The 18305-nt window shown below is 69.4% G+C and carries 18 protein-coding genes and 1 tRNA gene; 8 read left to right on the top strand and 11 right to left on the bottom strand.

Annotated features, from left to right (window positions below; all coding sequences use genetic code 11):
* Positions 1 to 134 precede the first annotated feature (134 nt).
* From ABE488_RS03775 to ABE488_RS03760, 4 genes are all read right to left on the bottom strand, one after another.
* Positions 135 to 1577, bottom strand: a complete 1443-nt coding sequence (locus ABE488_RS03775; protein ID WP_346447212.1) for a M28 family peptidase — start codon at positions 1575 to 1577, stop codon at positions 135 to 137.
* 95 nt (positions 1578 to 1672) lie between these two features.
* Positions 1673 to 2110 carry a large-conductance mechanosensitive channel protein MscL gene (mscL, locus tag ABE488_RS03770; RefSeq protein WP_346447211.1) on the bottom strand — a complete coding sequence of 146 codons (438 nt, stop codon included), beginning with the start codon at positions 2108 to 2110 and terminating at the stop codon, positions 1673 to 1675.
* 36 nt (positions 2111 to 2146) lie between these two features.
* The gene (locus ABE488_RS03765; protein ID WP_346447210.1) at positions 2147 to 2872 is read right to left on the bottom strand and encodes a fumarylacetoacetate hydrolase family protein; all 726 of its coding nucleotides are present in this window, start codon (positions 2870 to 2872) and stop codon (positions 2147 to 2149) included.
* Positions 2873 to 2905: 33 nt separating this feature from the next.
* The gene (locus ABE488_RS03760; protein ID WP_346444587.1) at positions 2906 to 3202 is read right to left on the bottom strand and encodes a hypothetical protein; all 297 of its coding nucleotides are present in this window, start codon (positions 3200 to 3202) and stop codon (positions 2906 to 2908) included.
* A gap of 78 nt (positions 3203 to 3280) precedes the next feature.
* On the opposite strand from ABE488_RS03760, the gene ABE488_RS03755 reads away from it, so the two are divergent.
* Positions 3281 to 3631, top strand: a complete 351-nt coding sequence (locus ABE488_RS03755; RefSeq protein ID WP_346447209.1) for a Rieske (2Fe-2S) protein — start codon at positions 3281 to 3283, stop codon at positions 3629 to 3631.
* Between the two features lie 48 nt (positions 3632 to 3679).
* Here ABE488_RS03755 and ABE488_RS03750 read toward each other — a convergent pair whose 3' ends face one another.
* The 4 genes from ABE488_RS03750 to thiS all read right to left on the bottom strand — a co-directional run bounded on the left by ABE488_RS03750 (position 3680) and on the right by thiS (position 7568).
* Positions 3680 to 5530: an SLC13 family permease gene (locus ABE488_RS03750; RefSeq protein ID WP_346444590.1), complete on the bottom strand. Its 1851-nt coding sequence runs from the start codon at positions 5528 to 5530 to the stop codon at positions 3680 to 3682.
* Positions 5531 to 5694: 164 nt separating this feature from the next.
* Positions 5695 to 6432, bottom strand: coding sequence for a tRNA (guanosine(46)-N7)-methyltransferase TrmB (gene trmB, locus ABE488_RS03745; RefSeq protein ID WP_346447208.1), 738 nt, complete (start codon positions 6430 to 6432; stop codon positions 5695 to 5697).
* 10 nt (positions 6433 to 6442) lie between these two features.
* The gene (locus ABE488_RS03740; protein ID WP_346447207.1) at positions 6443 to 7243 is read right to left on the bottom strand and encodes a thiazole synthase; all 801 of its coding nucleotides are present in this window, start codon (positions 7241 to 7243) and stop codon (positions 6443 to 6445) included.
* Between the two features lie 124 nt (positions 7244 to 7367).
* Complete coding sequence (gene thiS / locus ABE488_RS03735) at positions 7368 to 7568, bottom strand: sulfur carrier protein ThiS (protein WP_346447206.1); 201 nt, start codon at positions 7566 to 7568, stop codon at positions 7368 to 7370.
* A gap of 174 nt (positions 7569 to 7742) precedes the next feature.
* On the opposite strand from thiS, the gene ABE488_RS03730 reads away from it, so the two are divergent.
* From ABE488_RS03730 to ABE488_RS03710, 5 genes are all read left to right on the top strand, one after another.
* Entirely contained in the window at positions 7743 to 9584 is a 1842-nt protein-coding gene (locus tag ABE488_RS03730; protein ID WP_346447205.1) for an autotransporter domain-containing protein, read from the top strand.
* Between the two features lie 79 nt (positions 9585 to 9663).
* Positions 9664 to 9737: transfer RNA gene (locus ABE488_RS03725), tRNA-Gly, on the top strand.
* 106 nt (positions 9738 to 9843) lie between these two features.
* Entirely contained in the window at positions 9844 to 10764 is a 921-nt protein-coding gene (gene rimK, locus ABE488_RS03720) for a 30S ribosomal protein S6--L-glutamate ligase (RefSeq protein ID WP_346444597.1), read from the top strand.
* A 258-nt stretch (positions 10765 to 11022) separates the two neighbouring features.
* Entirely contained in the window at positions 11023 to 11706 is a 684-nt protein-coding gene (locus ABE488_RS03715) for a response regulator transcription factor (RefSeq protein WP_183426700.1), read from the top strand.
* Positions 11693 to 13033, top strand: coding sequence for a HAMP domain-containing sensor histidine kinase (locus tag ABE488_RS03710; protein WP_346444599.1), 1341 nt, complete (start codon positions 11693 to 11695; stop codon positions 13031 to 13033). Before ABE488_RS03715 ends, ABE488_RS03710 begins: the two co-directional genes overlap by 14 nt.
* 73 nt (positions 13034 to 13106) lie before the next feature.
* Here ABE488_RS03710 and ABE488_RS03705 read toward each other — a convergent pair whose 3' ends face one another.
* On the bottom strand, positions 13107 to 13682 hold the full coding sequence (locus ABE488_RS03705) for a hypothetical protein (RefSeq protein ID WP_346444601.1): 576 nt from the start codon (positions 13680 to 13682) through the stop codon (positions 13107 to 13109).
* 41 nt (positions 13683 to 13723) lie between these two features.
* Positions 13724 to 14548: a methylenetetrahydrofolate reductase [NAD(P)H] gene (gene metF / locus ABE488_RS03700; protein ID WP_346444603.1), complete on the bottom strand. Its 825-nt coding sequence runs from the start codon at positions 14546 to 14548 to the stop codon at positions 13724 to 13726.
* 192 nt (positions 14549 to 14740) lie between these two features.
* On the opposite strand from metF, the gene mqo reads away from it, so the two are divergent.
* Positions 14741 to 16444 carry a malate dehydrogenase (quinone) gene (gene mqo, locus ABE488_RS03695; protein WP_346447204.1) on the top strand — a complete coding sequence of 568 codons (1704 nt, stop codon included), beginning with the start codon at positions 14741 to 14743 and terminating at the stop codon, positions 16442 to 16444.
* Between the two features lie 86 nt (positions 16445 to 16530).
* Positions 16531 to 17088, top strand: a complete 558-nt coding sequence (locus ABE488_RS03690; protein WP_346447203.1) for a DUF3228 family protein — start codon at positions 16531 to 16533, stop codon at positions 17086 to 17088.
* Between the two features lie 58 nt (positions 17089 to 17146).
* Here the strand turns inward: ABE488_RS03690 and ABE488_RS03685 are convergent, their stop codons facing one another.
* Positions 17147 to 18304, bottom strand: coding sequence for an SIS domain-containing protein (locus tag ABE488_RS03685; RefSeq protein WP_346447202.1), 1158 nt, complete (start codon positions 18302 to 18304; stop codon positions 17147 to 17149).
* Position 18305: the final 1 nt, after the last annotated feature.

Genomic DNA, 18305 nt, shown 5'->3' with positions numbered 1-18305 from the left:
CGGCGCAGCGCCCCAAGGAGGGGGCAGAGAGGCACGCTGATCGAGACGCGAGCCGCGTGGTGACGGCCCATCAGCGCCCGCCGCCTGTCCATCCTCCGGAACCGGCCCGGCCAGGGCGTCGCCGCGACTGCCGATCAGTGCGCGGGGGAGTCGTGCGCCTTGGGCGCGCTGCCGAAGCTTTCGTCGGACTCTGCGGCCAGCCACGCGAACACTGCATAGGCGGCCGTGTTCTGCGCGACCGCGTCGGGGTCGACCTTGTCTAACGTATCGTCGGCGTTGTGGTGCAGATCGAAGTAGTCGGTGCCGTCCTGGCCCAGCCAGCCCCAGGCACCGCCCTTGGCCGCCAGCGGCGAGATATCCGGGCCTGGGCTGCCCTTGTCCTGCAGATAGTCGATCCCGAGCGGGCGCAGTACCTCGGCGATCGCATCGCTGGTCGCACGCTGCCCCGCCGGGGCGCTGGTGTTGAAGCCGTAGATGCGACCGGCGCCGAAGTCGCTCTCGGCGCCGATCACATGCCGGGCGATCACATCGGCGCCGCCATGCGCCTCGGCGTAGGCGCGCGCGCCGAGCAGGCCCTGCTCTTCGTTCGCGAACGCGACCACGCGCACGCTGCGACGCGGGCGCTGCGGCTGCTGCGCGATCAGGTGCCCGGCGGCCATCGTGATGCCCACGCCCGAGGCGTCGTCGACCGCGCCGGTGCCCAGGTCCCAGGAATCGAGATGGCCGGCGATCAGGACGATCTCCTCCGGTCGCTCGCGGCCGGTGAGTTCGGCGATCACGTTCTGCGACGTGTACTCGCCGTTCCAGCCGCAATCGAGTGCAAGCGCGACTTCCACCGGTCCCAGCCGCAACAGGCGCGCGAGCTGGTCGGCGTCGGGCAGCGACAACGCCGCCGACGGGATCGGGGTCACGTCGGCATCGAAACGGGTGATGCCGGTGTTGGCGACCCGATGCGGACTGGTGCCGATCGAGCGCATCAAGTACGCGGCGGCGCCCTTGCGCGCGGCGATCGACGGCCCGCGACTGCGGATCGCACCGGCGGCGCTGTACCCGCTGCCGTCGCGCGAGCGCGCCATCGGAATATCGACGAACACGATGCGCCCCCGCAGCGTCGCCGCGTCGGCGGCCTCGAGCGCGGCCAGGCTGTCGAAGCGCACGATCTGTGCCGACACCTCGCCCCCGGGACTGCCGCCCAGTGCGGTGAGCACCAGCGGCTGGGCATGGGCGCCGACGACCGCCGCGCGCTCGCTGCGCCGTTCCCACTTCGGGAAGGTCACCGGCTCGGTCCATACCCGGTCGTAGCCGAGTTCGACGAACCGCGCCTTGGCCCATTCGACCGCGCGCGCGTCGGCCGCGCTACCGGGCAGGCGCGGTCCGATCTGCGTGGTCAGCGACTCGATCAGCCGGTAGGCAGTGCCGTCCTGCAATGCGCGCTCGCGCAACTGCGCTGCGGCGTCCAGTGACGTCTGTGCCACCGGCGCGGATGCGGTCTCGCGCGCGGTCCCGGTGCCCGGAACCAGCAAGGCGCCCGACAGCAGGGCCAGGGCGAGAGCGTTGAGAAGGGGGGCAGGGCGCATGCGCGATCTCCGGCTGCAATAGGAACGGGCCGCGCGCATTGTCGCGCGCGGCCCGCTCGAGGCGATGTGCCGGAGGTCCCGGCGCAGGATGCGGATCAGGCGAGCGGCGCGTCGGGCTTGCGCAGGCAATCGCGGATCTCGCGCAACAGCTTGACTTCCTCGCTGGGTTCGGCCGGCTTCTCTTCGACCGGCGCCTCGGCCTGCTTGCGCTTGAGACGGTTGATGAAGCGCACTGCGATGAAGATCGCGAACGCGACGATGATGAACTGCACGATGGTGTTGACGACGTTGCCGATGCCCAGCACCAGCGCCGGGATCTCCTCGCCGGCCGCGTCGACCTGGGCCGCGCGCAATGTGATCGCCCATCGGGAGAAATCGATGCCGCCGGTCAGCAGGCCGATGAACGGCATGATGAGGTTTTCGACGAGTGCGGTAACGATCTTGCCGAACGCCGCGCCGATGACGACGCCGACCGCCAGGTCGATGACGTTGCCGCGGACGGCGAATTCCCTGAACTCGGCGAGTATGCCCATGATGTCTCCTGCGCGGTAAGTGAGATGCGCACGGGACTATAGCGGGGCCGAAGTCACCTTGCAGTGGAGGTCGAGCACGTCGTCGAGCCGGGCGACACAGACATCGCCCGGCTGCAGCGCAGCGACGCCGGCCGGGGTCCCCATGAACACCAGATCGCCGGCGCGCACCGCGAACAGCTTGGACAGTTCGTGCAGGATCTCGGGCACGTCCCAGATCAGCTGCGCGAGCGTCGACGATTGCCGCAGCACCCCGTTGACTTCGAGCGACAACGTCCGCGGCGACAGCGCGCCGACGGCGGCGGCCGGCACCAGTTCGCCGACCGGTGCCGAGGCGTCGAAGCCCTTGGCCACGTCCCAGGGCAGGCCCTTGGCCTTGGCGGCGGCCTGCAGGTCGCGACGGGTGAGGTCCAGGCCGACCGCGTAGCCGTAGACAAGCTCGGCGGCGCTGTCGACCGGCAGTTCGCCGGGCGGCGCGTCGCGGCCGATGGCCACGACCAGTTCGACCTCGTGATGCAACTCACGCGTGGCGCTGGGGTAGGGCACCTCGCCGGAAGTGACGACCGCATCGGCAGGTTTGGAGAAGAACACCGGCGTGCCGCGCTCGGCCTTCGACGCTGGGGCCTGGGCGCCCATTTCGCGGGCGTGGTCGGCGAAATTGCGGCCTACGCAGTAGACGCGCCGGACCGGGAACTGGCCGCCACCGCGCACCGCCAGGCGGGTCGGCGCCGCGGCGGGCACCACGTCGTACGACGGATCGGTCATCGGCTCAGCTCTGGCGTTCGGGCGCCGCTGCACTCAGCGCAGCAATGGCTGGTCGCGATTGCGCACGACGCGGTACTCGGCCTCGACGATGCGCTCGTCACGGGGCGGCGTCGCATCGCCGCGCATCAGCAAGCGGCGGGCAAGCCCGAACAGCAGCATTGCGGCGCCGACGAACAGGCCGGCCACCAGCAACACCGCGAGCAGGGCAACGCCGACCAGGCCCAGCAACACCCGCAACGCCGGGTGCCGCGGCTTGCGCGGCGCGAACACCGCACGGACACCGGAGGCATCGAAACGGGCGTGGAGATCGCGGAAGAAGGCGTTGGACATGGCGGCTGCAATGCTCGTGACACAATGGCCGGGTTGGCCGAGGGGTCCAGTATCGGTCGCTCGCCTCCTGGAGTTGTAATGCCTTCGTTAAATCCATGTGACGACGCCCGCTTGCTCGCGCTCGATGCGATCGCCGATGGCGGCTTTGCGGAGGTCGAAGGTGTGGTCGACGGGGAGGCCGAGTCGCTGGTGTTGCACCGCCACGGCAGTGAGGTGCGCGCCTGGCTCAATATCTGTCCGCATGCCGGCCGTCGTCTCGACTGGGCGCCCGGTCAGTTCCTGGCCTCCAAGGACGGCCATCTGGTCTGCGCCGCGCATGGCGCGAGTTTCAATACCGCCGATGGCGTGTGCGTCGCCGGGCCGTGCAAGGGCGAAGCGCTGCGTGCCGTGCCGGTGCAGGTGCGCGAAGGGCAGGTGCTGCTGGGCTGATTGCCGTCGGCGCCGGTTGCCGTCGGCGCCGGGGGGGGGGCGGCCGCGTCAGTGGAACAGCAGGTTGACCATCAGCACCACGATCGCGGTGTACATCAGCGAGATCGGCAATCCGATCCGCCACAGTTGCTTGGCCGTGTAGCCGGCCGGGCCGATGATCATCGACATCACCGGATTGGACTGGGTGACGAAGTTGTTGGAGGCCGACAGTGCGACGATCAGTGCAAATGCGGTCGGGTTGCCGCCGGCGGCCAGCGCCAGATTGATCGCCAGCGGGACCACGACGATCGTCGCGCCGACGTGGCTGATGACCAGCGAGAACGCGGTGGTCAGCAGCGCGACCGCGATCTCGAGCAGCCAGACCGGAAGGCCGGTCGGCAGCCGCTCGATGCTGTGGCCGGCGACCCAGGCTGCCGCGCCGCTGGAGTCCATCGCCCAGCCAAGCGGGATCAGGCAGGCCATCAGGAACACGGTCTTCCAGTTGATCGCGCTGTAGGCCTCGTCCATCTTCAGCACGCCGAACACCAGCATGCCCGCCACGCCGGTCATCAGCGCGACCGAGGTGGGAATGCGCGAGGACAGCGCGATCAGCATCGTCACGGCGAAGATCGCCATCGCGATCTTGAACTTGTGCGGCCGCTGCTCGCCCTTGGGATAGTCGGTCACGATCAGGAAATCGAGCGACTTGGCGGTGCGCGCCAGGTCCTGCCAGATGCTGTGCAGCACCAGCATGTCACCGGCGCGCAGGGTCATCTTGCGCACGTTCTCGCGCAGCACCGTCTTATCGCGATTGATCGCCAGCAGGCGGACGCCGTACTTCCTGCCCAGGCTCAGTTCGGCGGCCGACTTGCCGATGAACTTCGAGGTCGGCGGGATCACCGCCTCGGCGATGCCGGCGCGACTGGGATTGAACAGGTCGCCGAAGTGCCGCAGGCGCGAACTCATGCGCAGGAACTGGTTCTGCGCGAAGTCGGCCACCTGCTGCCGGGGGCCCATCGCGCCGAGCACGCTGCCCACCCAGATGCGTGAGTCGGCCGGCGGTGCCAGGCGCGACTCGTTCTCCGACTTGAGCGCCAGCAGCAGCGGCGCGTGGTGGATCGCCTCGGCCTCGGCAAACGTCATCCCCACCAGCGGACTTTCTGCAGTGACCACGAGCTCGAAGACGTCGCCTTCGATGCCGTAGGCACTGGCGAAGTAGCTCTGGGTGCGCGCCGGGGTCACCGGGCCGTCGCCGCCGTCGCTCAGTTCGCCCAACTGCCGGTTGCCGAAGAAATGGAAGTAGGCGAGCCCGGCGATCAGCAGCGCCAGGCCGATCGGCAACGGCGCGAACATGTTCAGCGATTCCAGTGTCGCCGCGCCGGAGGGCATGTTCGCGTTGGCCGCGGTCAGCAGGTCGTTGAGCAGGATCAGCGGCGAGGTGCCGACCATGGTCAGCGCGCCGCCCATGACGATAGCCACGCAGACCGGCAGCAGGATCTGCGCCAGGCGTAGCCCTGAGCGCGAGGCCAGCCGGGCCGCGACCGGCATGTACAGCGCCATCACCGATGGGTTCTGCATGACCGACGAATTGAGGCCGGCGGTGGCTGCGGTCAGCAGCAACAGGCGGTTCTCCATGCCGCGTGCCCGTCGCAACAGCCAGCCGGCGAGGCGGTTGAGCGCGCCGGTCCGGTCCAGCCCCATGCCCAGAATCATGGTCGCGATGACACTGATCACCGCGTTGGAGGAAAAGCCGTTGAAGACGTCCTCGGGCGCCACCAGGCCGGTCAGTCCCAGCATCACCAGCACCACCAGGGCGACCAGGTCGGCGCGTACGCGCTGGAACAGGAACAGCACCATCGTCAGGCCCACCAGGGCCAGGACGATCTTCATGTCGGTGGTGAGCGCGAGTCCGGTATCCATCAGCGCGGTGACGGGGACGTGGCGGCGGGTGATTGGATGCGCACCGTTCCCGGCGGGCCCGGGCGCCAGTGGTGACGCGCTTTCCGACGCGAAGAGGAACGGCGGAAGCCGGTGTGCTTCCGTGCCGGGGGCGCGCCCTGCTGGTCCCAGTCACCCATCACCGATTACGGATCCCGGTCGTAGATCAGATCCCAGACCCCGTGGCCCAGCTTCAGGCCGCGGCTCTCGAAATGCGTCTGCGGGCGCCAGGGCGGTCGCGGCACATGGCCGCGCGGGCCGGCGCGGTTGCGCAGGCCGGGCGTGGCGTCGAGCACGTCCCACATCTGCTCGGCGTAGTCCTGCCAGTCGGTCGCCAGATGCAGGCGGCCGCCCGCGCGCAGCTTGGACACCAGCAGCGCGGCGAACGTCGGCTGCACCAGCCGGCGCTTGTTGTGGCGCTTCTTGTGCCAGGGGTCGGGGAAGTAGATCCGGATCTCGTCGAGCGCGCCGTCGGCGATCTCGTTGCGCAGCACCTCGACCGCGTCGTGGTGGTACACACGCACGTGGTCGCTGCCGTCCTCGGCCAGGCCGTTGAGCACACGGCCGACGCCCGGTGCATGCACTTCGATGCCGATGTGGTCGCGTGCCGCATCCATCCGCGCCGAATGGCGCAGCGCTTCGCCGTTGCCGAAGCCGATCTCCAGGATCCGCAAGGCCTGCCTTCCGAACACGGCGTCGAGGTCGCGCGGCGTGCCGGTGTAGTCCAGGCCGAAGCGCGGCCAGGCCTCGTCGAACGCACGTTGCTGTGCAGGCGTGAACCGGCCCTGGCGCAACACGAAGCTGCGCACCTCGCGCCGGCCTTCGGTCACCGTGAACGGCTTGGGCGGCGCCTTGGCCCCTTCGCTGGAGAACGGGTCTGTCATCGCGCAGGCGTCAGCCGACCAGGCCGTCGACCGGCGACGAGGCGCTGGCGAAGCGCTTGCGCGGGATGCGTCCGGCCAGGAAGGCTTCGCGGCCGGCCTCGACGGCCTTGCGCATCGCCGAGGCCATCAGCACCGGGTCGCGGGCGCCGGCGATCGCCGTGTTCATCAGTACGCCGTCGCAGCCCAGTTCCATCGCGATCGCCGCATCCGAAGCCGTGCCGACGCCGGCGTCGACGATGATCGGGACCTTCGCGTTCTCGACGATCTCCAGCAGGTTGTAGCGGTTTTGGATGCCTAGGCCCGAGCCGATCGGCGCGGCCAGCGGCATCACCGCCACGCAGCCGATCTCCTCAAGACGCTTGGCCAGGATCGGATCGTCGGAGGTGTAGACCATGACCTCGAAGCCGTCGGCGACCAGTTGCTCGGCGGCCTTGAGCGTCTGCACCACGTCGGGGAACAGCGTGCGCTGGTCACCCAGCACCTCGAGCTTGGTCAGGTTGTGGCCGTCGAGGAGTTCGCGGGCCAGGCGGCAGGTGCGCACGGCTTCTTCGGCGGTGTAGCAACCGGCTGTATTGGGCAGGATCGTGTAGCGGTCGGGCGGCAGCACGTCGAGCAGGTTGGGCTCGCCGGGATTCTGGCCGATGTTGGTGCGGCGGATCGCGACGGTGACGATCTGCGCGCCGGCCGCCTCGGTGGCGCGGCGGGTCTGCTCGAGGTCCTGGAACTTGCCGGTGCCGGTCAGCAGGCGGGAACGGTAGGTCTTGCCGGCGACGACGAGGCCGGCGTCGTGCGAGGGGGAAGGAATGCTCATGCCGGGATTATCGCCCAAGCGGCGTGGGTGTGTGCCGGAGACGACCGCGGCGCGTTCGCGAGCGGTTCTTAGAAAGGCGTTCGCGAATGCGTCCGAGCCGGATGGCTCGGACAAGCGCATTCGCTCACCCCCCGCCCAGGGCGTGGACGATCTCGACGTGGTCGCCGTCGGTCAGGACGTGGGCGTCATGGCGACCACGCGGGACGATCTCGCCGTTGACCTCCACCGCCACGCGGCGCCCGCCCAGTCCCTGGGTCTGCAGCAGGGCGGCGATCGTGCTGCCCGGATCGATGTCGGCGTTTTCGCCGTTGAGTCGGATGTTCATGCCGCGATTGTCCCCGTTCGCAGGGCGCGGCGCACGTTGCCCCCGCGAGCGGGCATGACGCAGTGCGGCGTGCTGCGCCCGACGTGTGGCGGGATCATCGCGGCAATGCGGTCCCGTACGGGGCCCGGTCGCCAACGGGCGGATAATCGCCGCCCTTTTTCAGGAGAGTCCCCCATGTCGTCGTCCAGGCCGATCCGTGCCGCCCTTGCCGTCGCGCTTGCCGCAGCGGCCGTTCCGGCGCTCGCCGCCGACACCTTTTCCCGCACCGTGTTCTTCGGCGACAGCCTGACCGATTCCGGCTACTTCCGGCCGGTGCTGGTGCGCAAGGTCGGGCCACAGACTGCGATCCTTGGCCGGTTCACGACCAACCCCGGCCTGACTTGGGCCGAGCACGTGGCCGATCGCTACGGCACCAACGCCAGTGCCAATGGCAACGGCCAGACCGGCGACAACTATGCCGTCGGCGGTGCCCGCGTCGCGATCGATACCGAGGGCGCCCTCGGTGCGACGCCTTCGCTGGCGACCCAGATGCGCACGTACCTGTCGGCCAATGGCGGCCGCGCCGATGCCGATGCGCTGTATTCGGTCTGGGGCGGCGCCAACGATCTGTTCGCGGTGGCGGCCAACCCCGGCCAGGCGCAGCAGATCATCGGCGCGGCGGTGACCGCGCAGGTCGGCCTGGTCGGTGCCCTGCAGGGCGCGGGCGCGCGTTATGTGCTGGTGCCGTCGATCCCGGACGTCGGGCTGACCCCGCAGTTCCGGGCCGGTGGCGCTGCGGCGATGGCGCAGGGCACCGCGCTGTCGGCGGCCTACAACGATGCGCTGTACGGCGGCCTCGCTTCCCAGGGCCTGCGGGTGATCCCGGTCGACACCTTCCACTTCCTGCAGGAAGTGGTCGCCGATCCCGCGCGCTACGGCTTCACCAACGTCACGTCGGTCGCCTGCGCCCCTGCAGGTGCCTCGTCGCTGTTCTGCAATCCGAACTCGCTGGTTGCGCCCGACGCGGCCGACACCTATCTGTTCGCGGACGGCGTGCACCCGGCCAGCCGCGCGCAGGCGATGATCGCCGATCTGGCCGTGTCGATGATCGACGGCCCGCAGCAGATCGCCGTGCTGCCGCAGTCGGCGTCGATGACCGGCCGCGCGCGTGCCGATCGCGTCGCCAACCGGATGAGCCTGGCCGCCGTGCCGGTCGAGGGCCGCCGCTGGTGGGCCGACGTGCGCGCCGACATGCAGCGTTACGACCATGGCGACACCTACGATGGCGTCGGCCCGGCACTGACCGCCGGTCTGGACTGGACGATGGGCACCGCGACCTTCGGCGGCTTCGTCGGCTACGGCCGGCAAGGCAACGACTGGGGCCTGCGCCGCGGCAGCTGGGACCAGAGCGAGGCGACCGTCGGCGGCTTCGCGCATTGGCGCAGCGCGGCCGGCGGCTGGGTGAACCTGCAGCTGAGCTACAGCTGGCTGGACTTCGACACCGACCGCGCCGTGCAGATCGGGCCGGCCACGCGAGTGCACAGCGGCCAGGCCGACGGCAGCAACACGACCGCCGCGCTGTATGCCGGCTGGACCTTCGGCAATGGCCCGCTGGAGCATGGGCCGGTGCTGTCGCTGGTGGGGCAGCGCATCGAGGTCGACGGCTTCGCCGAGAGCGATCCGGCGATGTCCACTTCGCTGGCCTACCCCTCGCAGGACATCGACTCGTTGATCGGCAGCGCCGGTTGGCAGTTCGCCTATGCCGGTGACAGTGGCGTGCGGCCGTACGCGCGGCTGACGGTCGATCGTGAGTTCGAGGACGCGCCGACCCAGGCCTGGGCCCGCGCGCAGTCGCTGCCTTCGATGCTGGACTATGCGGTGCCGGCCCGCGGCTACGACCGCAGCTATGGCACCGCGACGCTCGGCACCCAGGCGCGCCTGTTCGGCCTGGATGCCAATGTCGGCGCCACCCTGACGGTCGGTCAGAAGGCCGGCAGCCACACCACGGTGTTCGCGACCCTGGGCGCTGGCTTCTGACCGCCGCGCGGCCGGCACGCCGCCGCCCGCGCGGCGGCGTTGCCAAGCCGCGCCGCGGCGGCATAGACTGAGGCCCTGCGCGGGTGTAGTTCAATGGTAGAACTGCAGCTTCCCAAGCTGCTAGCGTGGGTTCGATTCCCATCACCCGCTCCAGTTCCAGCGGCGGCACCATCGGCGATGGTGCCGCCGTTTTCGTTGCAGCTGTTCCCGTCGATCCTCGATGCGGCCCGTCGGCGCCGCGTGCTTGCCCGGTCCTGCGATGAAGCTTGCGATCCTGTCCCGCAACACCAAGCTCTATTCCACGCGCCGGCTGGTCGAGGCCGCACGGACGCGCGGGCACACCGTGCGCGTGCTCGATCCGCTGCGCTGCTACATGCGCATCAGCAGCGAAGGCTTTTCGCTGCGCTACAAGGGGCGCCCGATCGAGGCCTTCGATGCGGTAATCCCGCGCTTCGGCACCTCGGTGGCGCGCTATGGCAACGCGGTGCTGCACCAGCTCGAGTTGATGGGCAGCTTTGCGCCCAATCCCTCGGCGGCATTCGCACGCGCGCGCGACAAGCTGCGCTGCCAGCAACTGCTGGCTGCCGAGGGCATCGGCCTGCCGGTCACGGTGTTCGGCGACAACCCCGACGACACCGACGACCTGCTGGCGATGCTCGGCCCGCCGCCGCACGTGATCAAGCTCAACGAAGGCATGCAGGGCGCCGGTGTCATGCTGACCGAAAAGCCCTCGGCGTCGCGTGGCGCGGTCGAGGCCCTGCGCGGCCTGTACGCCAACTTCCTGGTGCAGGAATTCATCGCCGAAGCCCAGGGCGCGGACCTGCGTTGCTTTGTGGTCGGCGACCGGGTGATCGGCGCGATGCAGCGGCAGGCACCGGCGGGAGACTTCCGCTCCAACCTCCATCGCGGCGGCAGCGCGAGTGCGGTGGCGGCGACTGAGGAAGAGCAGGCGGTCGCGGTGCGGGCCGCGCAGGTGGTCGGTCTGGGGATCGCCGGGGTCGACTTGATCCGTTCGGACCGGGGGCCGCTGGTGCTCGAGGTCAACGCCTCGCCGGGCCTGGAAGGCATCGAGGCGGTAACCGGGCAGGATATCGCCGGAGGCATCGTCGAGCATCTTGCCGCACGGGTCGGGGCGGGACGCCCTCGACGGACACGTCGCAGCGGATCCAACGGAACCTGAACGTTTTTTTTCCGTATTTCGACGGTCCCACCCCTAATCTGAGCATCCGGAATGCGCTTGCGCTCTCTCTCCCGGCTTCGGCCGGGCGCAGCGGATAACGGCAATCGGGGCAACACTCCTTTGACCCGGGCGGCCAACGTCCGGGTCTTTTTGTATGCGTGGTCCTGACAACCGGCATGGAACCATATGGGGCTGTGCCATCATCCCTGCGCGGCGCTGATGCGACGCGTCACTCACGAGCCGAGAATCCGAATCGACATGCATATCCTCGTCATCGAAGACAACCAGGACATCGCCGCGAATCTCGGGGATTACCTCGAGGACCGCGGCCACACCGTCGACTTCGCCGCCGACGGCGTCACCGGCCTGCATCTGGCGGTGGTCCACGATTTCGATGCGATCGTGCTCGACCTCAACCTGCCGGGCATGGATGGGCTGGAGGTCTGCCGCAAGCTGCGCAACGATGCGCGCAAGCAGACGCCGGTCCTGATGCTCACCGCGCGCGACAGCCTTGACAACAAGCTCGCCGGGTTCGACTCGGGTGCCGACGATTATCTGGTCAAGCCGTTCGCGCTGCAGGAGGTCGAGGTCCGGCTCAATGCGCTGTCGCGGCGCGGCAAGGGCGCGCACACGCGCGTGCTGGAGGTCGGTGAGCTCGAGTACAACCTCGATACGCTCGAGGTGCGCCGCCAGGGCAAGCTGCTGCAGCTCAACCCCACCGCGCTCAAGATCCTGCAGTCGCTGATGGAGGCTTCGCCGGCAGTGGTCACGCGCCAGGAGCTCGAGACCCGTGTCTGGGGCGAGGAATTGCCGGACTCCGACTCGCTGCGCGTGCACATCCATGGCCTGCGCGCGGTCGTCGACAAGCCGTTCGATCCGCCCTACATCCAGACACGGCACGGTATCGGCTACCGGATCGCCGTGCCCGATGCCGCCAACTGAGGCCGCGGGGGGCCGCCCGGCCCGGGTCCGCGAGCGCCGCTACCGGCGGCGCCTGCGCAGCCGCATCATCCTGTCGTTCGTGCTGCTTGGGCTCGGGCTCACGACCCTGTTCGCGTTCCTGACCCAGGAAGCCCGAGATCGTGTCGAGACGGCGCTGGTCGAGGACCTGATGAATCGCAATATCGACGAGTACGCGCGGCGCTACTACGTCGATCCGACACGCAATCCGGCAGCGCCAGTGCAGCAGATCCAGGGCCGGGTGATTCGCCGTGACCGCTTCGAGCAACTGCGCCAGGAACAGCCCGACTGGTACGACCTGGGTGATGGCATCCACAACCTCAGCGGCATCGACGAGGACGGTACGCCGTTCGCCTACAAGCTCGCCGTGCGCAAGATGCCCGACGAGTGGTTCTTCCTCGCCTACGACATGACCGAGACCATGCGTGGCGCGACCCAGTTCCAGCGGGCGATCTTCGGCTCGGTGGTGCTGGTCTCGCTGCTGTCGCTGCTGATCGGCTGGTGGTCGGCAGCGCGCGTGATGAGCCCGGTCTCGGAACTGGCCAAGCGGCTCAGCCGCTCGGGCGACAGTTCGCGGCCGCAAGCGCTGGCGCCGCATTTTCCCGACGACGAGGTCGGGCAACTGGCCAGCGCGCTGGACGACTACGCGTTCCGGCTGACCGAAGTGGTGCAGCGCGACCGCGAGTTCAACGCTGACGTCAGCCATGAACTGCGCACGCCATTGGCGGTCATCAAGGGCGCAGTGGAGTTGTTGCTGTCAAGGCCGGACCTGGACGAGAAGACCCGGACACGGCTGCTGCGCATCCAGCGTGCCGAGCAGCAGTGCACCGATCTGATCAGTGCGTTGTTGCTGCTCTCGCGCGAGGAGCGCGGTCACGGCGCGACCGACATCGGCCGCGTCGTCGAGCAGTTGTTCGATGCCCACCGGCCGCAACTGGTCGGCAAGCCGCTGGTGCTGCGCCTGGAGGCCGAGCAAGCGCTCGTCGTCGATGCGCCCGAGGCCGCCGTCACCGTGGCACTGGGCAACCTGGTCGGCAATGCGATCAAGTACACCCAGGAAGGCGAAGTGGTCGTGCGCGTCCATGCGCACACCGTGGAGGTTGCCGACAGTGGTCCGGGCCTGAGCGCGGAGGACGCGGCCCGGCTGTTCGAGCGCGGGTATCGCGGTACGCACGCCGAGCACTCGCAGGGCGGCGGGATCGGCCTGTCGATCGTACGCCGGCTGTGCGATCTCTACGGCTGGCAGGTGCGGGTGGTGCCCGGGGTGGTCCGCGGGGTCGTGGCGACCCTGTCGTTCCGGCCCGACTGAGCTGCGTCGCATAGGGATCGCCTCCTGCCGCCTCCGGGGCTGTCGACGAGCATGCGTGCTGCGGCGCGTGACGCTAGAGCCGGATCCACCAGCAGTCGAAATGGCGGTGCAGCGAGAACACGGTCTGCGACGCACCGGTGCCGCCGCGGCCGGTCTGGGTCACGCGCAGCGAGGACGGGGGCTGTACGCGCGTGCTGGCTGGCAGGTCCTGCACGCCGGTCCAGCCTGCGAACCCCCCCGGCGTGCGCGTTGTGGGGGCGGGTCGCTGCGCGACGATGTCCACCAGCGGCTGCTGCGCGATCGTGTCCAGCCGGTCGAGGATCCGATCGCTGCCGGCGCTGCTGATGCCGCGCCAGTGGTAGAGCGAGGCCAGGCGGTTGGTGTCGCGGCTGTCGATCGCGTAGCTCAATTCCTGGATCAGGCCGCGCAGGTGGCGCTGGCACCCGCTGCGGTAGGCGGTGACTGCGGCCGTGCCTGCGCCCCGCTTGGGACCGGTCGTCGCACCGACCGCGCTGCAGGCCCGGTCGGTGTAGACGGTGCCGCCGTCGGGCGCGACACAGCGCCGGATCTGGGCATGCGCCATCTTGCCAGGCGTCGCGGCGACGACGGCGAGCAGCGGAAGCAGCAGCGTGACGGCGTGGCGCGGCATCGGCGCAGCCTAGCGCCTGGTCAGTGACCGCGACAGTGACCTCAGGCCAGGCGGGAGAGGATGGCCTGGGTCGGCTTGGCCAGGTTGAGCGTGTAGAAATGCAACGCCGGCGCGCCGCCGGCGATCAGCCGTTCGCACAGGCGGGTGACGATGTCCGCGCCAAGCGCGCGGATCGCTGCCACGTCGTCGCCGTGGGCCGCCATGCTGCGCTGCATCCAGCGCGGGATCTCCGCGCCGCAGGCTTCCGAGAATCTGCGCAGCTGGCTGAAGTTGGAGATCGGCATGATGCCCGGCACGATCGGGACTTCGACGCCCGCGCGGCGCGCGTTGTCGACGAAGTGGAAGTAGGCGTCGGCGTTGTAGAAGTACTGGGTGATCGCCGCATCGGCGCCGGCATCGATCTTGGCCTTGAAGTGCGCCAGGTCCCGACGGGCGTCCTCGGCCTGCGGATGCACTTCCGGGTAGCAGCCGACCTCGATGCGGAAGCGGTCGCCGAACTCGCTGCGGATGAACGCGACCAGGTCCGAGGCATGGCGCAGGTCGCCGGGTTGGCCCATGCCCGAGGGCAGGTCGCCGCGCAGCGCGACGATGCGGGTGCAGCCGATCGCGCGATAGAGCTTGAGCAGCTCGCGGATCTCCTCGCGGCTGCCACCGACGCACGACAGATGCGGGGCCGCCTCCAGCCCGTGTTGCTGCTTGAGCCGGCGCACGGTCTCGGGCGTGTGGCTCAGGGTCGAGCCGCCGGCGCCGAAGGTGCAGGACACGTATTCGGGACCATACGCGGCGAGCTTCCCGGCCGTCCGGTGCAACTGCTGGCGTTGCTCGTCGGTCTTGGGCGGGTAGAACTCGAAGCTGATCGGGATCATGCGCGACCTGGAACGGAGGTGAGGCAAAAAGCATATCTCTTTATCGCGATGGATATAAGAGATTGTGGCAAGGAGGGGCGGGCGGGGGCGTTCCCATCGGCTTGACGCGGAGCTCACTAGGCTCCCGCCAGGACGTCGCACGCGGCGACCCGGTCCGGGCGCGTCCGATGCCTGTCGTTCGAGGAGTCCGAAATGAAAAAGTTCTTCAGGGTGGCCGTCGGCATTGTCGTCGTGCTCGCGATCGCAGTCGGCGTGTTCCTGTACTGGCCGCTGTTCGAACGCGCGCCACCGGAACCCGAGAATGCCGAGCCGGTGGATGTGGTGCTGATCGGCGCCGGGATCATGAGCGTCACCCTGGCCACCTACCTGCAGGAACTCGAACCCGACTGGCGGATCGAGATCTACGAACGTTTGGACGGCGTCGCGCTGGAGAGCTCGGACGGTTGGAACAATGCCGGCACCGGGCATTCGGGGTTCGCCGAACTCAACTACACGCCCGAGCGCGAGGACGGTTCGATCGAGACCGCGCGTGCGGTCGACATCGCCGAACAGTTCGAGATCTCGCGCCAGTTCTGGTCCCATCAGGTCGAGGCCGGGCGGCTGGGGACGCCCACCGATTTCATCAATCCGACCCCGCATATGAGCTTCGTCTGGGGCGACGACAACATCGACTATCTGCGTCGCCGCCACGCGGCGCTGTCCAAGGAGCCGTTGTTCCACGGCATGGCCTATTCGGACGATCCGGCGCAGATCGCGCGCTGGGCGCCTCTGATGATGGAAGGACGGGACCCGGCCCAGCGGATCGCCGCGACCTGGATGCCGCTGGGCACCGACGTCAACTTCGGCGTGATCACCCGGCAGCTGACGCAAGCGCTGGCGCGCAGTCCGCGGTTCGGGCTGCACCTGCGTCACGAGGTGCGCAAGCTGCAGCGCGAGGACGATGGCAACTGGACGGTCGCCGTGCACGACCTGGCAAACGATCAAACGCGGTCGATCCGTGCCCGGTTCGTGTTCGTCGGCGCCGGCGGCGCGGCGCTGACGCTGTTGCAGCATTCGGGCATCCCCGAAGCCGCCGACTATGGCGGCTTCCCGGTCGGCGGCCAGTTCCTGGCAACCGACAATCCCGCGGTCACGGCACGCCACGATGTGAAGGCCTACGGCAAGGCCGAAGCGGGCTCGCCGCCGATGTCGGTGCCGCATCTGGATGCGCGCAGACTCGACGGCAAGCCGGTGCTGCTGTTCGGCCCGTTCGCGTTGCAGAGCACGCGGTTCCTCAAGCACGGCTCGTGGTTCGACCTGTTCTCGTCGGTCAACAACCACAACGTCACCGGCATGCTGCGCGTCGGCGCCGAGAATCGCGACCTGGTGGGCTATCTGATCCAGCAGGCCCGGCTGTCGGACGCCGACCGGTTCGCCGAGTTGCAGAAGTACTACCCCGATGCCGCGCCGGCCGATTGGCGCCTGGTGACCGCGGGGCAGCGCGTGCAGGTCATCAAGCGCGATCCTGAGAAGGGCGCGGTCCTGCAGTTCGGCACTGAGATCGTGACCGACGCCGACGGCAGCATCGCGGCGTTGCTGGGGGCCTCGCCCGGCGCATCGACCTCGCCCAAGATCATGCTCGACGTGTTGCGGCGTGCCTATCCCGAGCGCATGGAGGGGGCGTGGCGCGATCGGATCCGCGCCATCGTGCCTTCGTACGGGCAGTCGCTGAATACCGATGTGGCACTGACCAACCGCATCCGCGGGATGACCAGCCGTGTGTTGCGTCTGCCATATCTCGAGGTGCCCCAGGCTGCGGTCGGGGACGGGCAGCCGCCCGCCGCGAACGACGAACTGCACGGGCCCGACGAAGGACCGGACGAGGCCGCGCTCGATCGGCGCATGCAGGCGCTGTAGGTGCCTTGGAGGCGGGCCGTTTGGGGTCCGCCTCGTGCGCCGCGGTCCGCGCGGTTACCCTGGCGCGCCATGCCGACGGCCCGAAGATGTCCATCGTTCTCACCCCCTTCGCCCGCCCCCGTCTGTTCCCTCGCGTCCCGCGCGGCAACACGATCCAGGACACGACGCCCGAGGCATTCGAGGCGCATCTCAACGCACAGGCGCCGGTCGCGGTGCTCGACGGCTATGCGCCGTTCTGCAAGCTGCATGTGCACCGCAACTGGACGTCGACGCGTTGCCTGACCGTGCCGATCACCGAGGCGAACCGGCATCTGCTGCGCTCGGCCTACGAAGCGCGCAATACGGCCGAGTTGCCGGTGCTGGTGCGCTGGTTCGAGGGGGTGACCCCGCCGCGCGCGGCGTATCTGGTGGTGATCCTCTACAGCGCCGAGCAACTGGCGAAGGAGGGCGCGCCGATCGAAGCCGACTGGGGCGTGGTCGGCTGTCTGTATACCGCCGAGCCTGCGGAGATCCCGATGGCGCCGATCACGATGATGCGCAATGCGCTCGGGGTCGAGGAGGGCGGCTCGGGCGTGCCGCTGGACCCGGAGGCCTATCGGCGCAGCGTCGCGTTCTGGGAACGCAACGCCAACTGGCGACCCTGATCGCGCGGGCGCCGACGGTGCCATCGCGTCCCGGCATCGCGCCCGCGCTCCCGAGGATCTACGGCAACGAATGCAGCCGCACGCCCTGGACGACGCGGTTCACCGTGCCCTGCGCATTCGGGCTGTCGGGCCGCACGCCCAGCGCCCGCGAGGCGTGGAACGCGAACAGCTGCGCCACCGCGACATAGGGCCACAGCAGGTCGAGATCGTGGGCGCGCGCGAGCCCGGGCACGTGCACCGCATCGCGCGCCGGGCCATGCGGTTGGGCAGCGGTGACCTCGATCACGCGCGCGGCCACGCCATCGCCGCGCAGCTCGTCGAGCAGGTCGAGATCGTAGCGCCGGGTCAGCGGGTCGTTGGACACGAACACCACCACCAGCGTGCGTGCGGTGACGAAGGTCTTGGGGCCGTGGCGGAAGCCCATCGGCGATTCGAAGCAGGTCGCGATCGCGCCGTTGCTCAGTTCGCCCAGCTTGAGCGCGGCCTCGCGCGCCAGGCCCTTGAACAGTGCGCTGCCCAGATACACCACGCGCTCGAACCCGCACAGCGCCAGCTCCTGGGTCAGCCCGCGCGCCTGCTGCAGCACGGCTTCGGTGGCCGACGCCATCGCGGGCACGCGCGCCTCCAGGGCGTGCGGCCCGCCCAGTGCGGCCAGCGTCGCGAGCATCATGCAGCTGAAGCTCGAGGTCATCGCGAAGCTGACGTCGTGGGTTTCGGGCGGCAGCAGCAGGGTCATCGACCGCCGCACCGCGACCCGGCCCAGCGCACCGTCGGCGTTGCAGGTCACCACCAAGTGGCGCACGTCGTCGACCAGCGCCTCGGCCAGCTCGACCGCCGCCACGCTCTCGGGGCTGTTGCCCGAGCGCCCGAACGAGACCAGCAGCAGCGGCCGGCCGGGATCGAGATACAGCCGCGGCGCGCTGACCAGGTCGGTCGTGGGCACCGCATCGACGCGCGCAGCGAGGCTGCGGTCGAGCCACGGCGCCAGGCATTCGCCGATATAGGCCGAGGTGCCGGCGCCGGTCAGGATCACCCGCGCCGTCGGGTCGCCCGACACCGGCGCGATGAAGGCGGCGAGCTGCTCGGCCATCCCGGCGACCAGCGCATGGGTGCGCAGGAGCATGCGCGGCTGCTGTTCGATCTCGCGCGCGGTCCACAGCGCGCCGCTGGCGGCCAGGTCGGGTTCGGGCAGGCCGAGAAGGTCAGGACTGGGCATC

It is taken from the genome of Luteimonas sp. TWI662 (assembly GCF_039673825.1).
GTDB lineage: Bacteria > Pseudomonadota > Gammaproteobacteria > Xanthomonadales > Xanthomonadaceae > Luteimonas.
Note: the sequence above shows the minus strand (reverse complement) of the source record. Positions and strands in the feature narration are given on the sequence as shown.

Coding starts and splice junctions, on each gene's coding strand:
- ABE488_RS03775 (WP_346447212.1), bottom strand. CDS start 1,577: ATGCGCCCTGCCCCCCTTCTCAACGCTCTCGCCCTGGCCCTGCTGTCG.
- mscL (WP_346447211.1), bottom strand. CDS start 2,110: ATGGGCATACTCGCCGAGTTCAGGGAATTCGCCGTCCGCGGCAACGTC.
- ABE488_RS03765 (WP_346447210.1), bottom strand. CDS start 2,872: ATGACCGATCCGTCGTACGACGTGGTGCCCGCCGCGGCGCCGACCCGC.
- ABE488_RS03760 (WP_346444587.1), bottom strand. CDS start 3,202: ATGTCCAACGCCTTCTTCCGCGATCTCCACGCCCGTTTCGATGCCTCC.
- ABE488_RS03755 (WP_346447209.1), top strand. CDS start 3,281: ATGCCTTCGTTAAATCCATGTGACGACGCCCGCTTGCTCGCGCTCGAT.
- ABE488_RS03750 (WP_346444590.1), bottom strand. CDS start 5,530: ATGGATACCGGACTCGCGCTCACCACCGACATGAAGATCGTCCTGGCC.
- trmB (WP_346447208.1), bottom strand. CDS start 6,432: ATGACAGACCCGTTCTCCAGCGAAGGGGCCAAGGCGCCGCCCAAGCCG.
- ABE488_RS03740 (WP_346447207.1), bottom strand. CDS start 7,243: ATGAGCATTCCTTCCCCCTCGCACGACGCCGGCCTCGTCGTCGCCGGC.
- thiS (WP_346447206.1), bottom strand. CDS start 7,568: ATGAACATCCGACTCAACGGCGAAAACGCCGACATCGATCCGGGCAGC.
- ABE488_RS03730 (WP_346447205.1), top strand. CDS start 7,743: ATGTCGTCGTCCAGGCCGATCCGTGCCGCCCTTGCCGTCGCGCTTGCC.
- rimK (WP_346444597.1), top strand. CDS start 9,844: ATGAAGCTTGCGATCCTGTCCCGCAACACCAAGCTCTATTCCACGCGC.
- ABE488_RS03715 (WP_183426700.1), top strand. CDS start 11,023: ATGCATATCCTCGTCATCGAAGACAACCAGGACATCGCCGCGAATCTC.
- ABE488_RS03710 (WP_346444599.1), top strand. CDS start 11,693: ATGCCGCCAACTGAGGCCGCGGGGGGCCGCCCGGCCCGGGTCCGCGAG.
- ABE488_RS03705 (WP_346444601.1), bottom strand. CDS start 13,682: ATGCCGCGCCACGCCGTCACGCTGCTGCTTCCGCTGCTCGCCGTCGTC.
- metF (WP_346444603.1), bottom strand. CDS start 14,548: ATGATCCCGATCAGCTTCGAGTTCTACCCGCCCAAGACCGACGAGCAA.
- mqo (WP_346447204.1), top strand. CDS start 14,741: ATGAAAAAGTTCTTCAGGGTGGCCGTCGGCATTGTCGTCGTGCTCGCG.
- ABE488_RS03690 (WP_346447203.1), top strand. CDS start 16,531: ATGTCCATCGTTCTCACCCCCTTCGCCCGCCCCCGTCTGTTCCCTCGC.
- ABE488_RS03685 (WP_346447202.1), bottom strand. CDS start 18,304: ATGCCCAGTCCTGACCTTCTCGGCCTGCCCGAACCCGACCTGGCCGCC.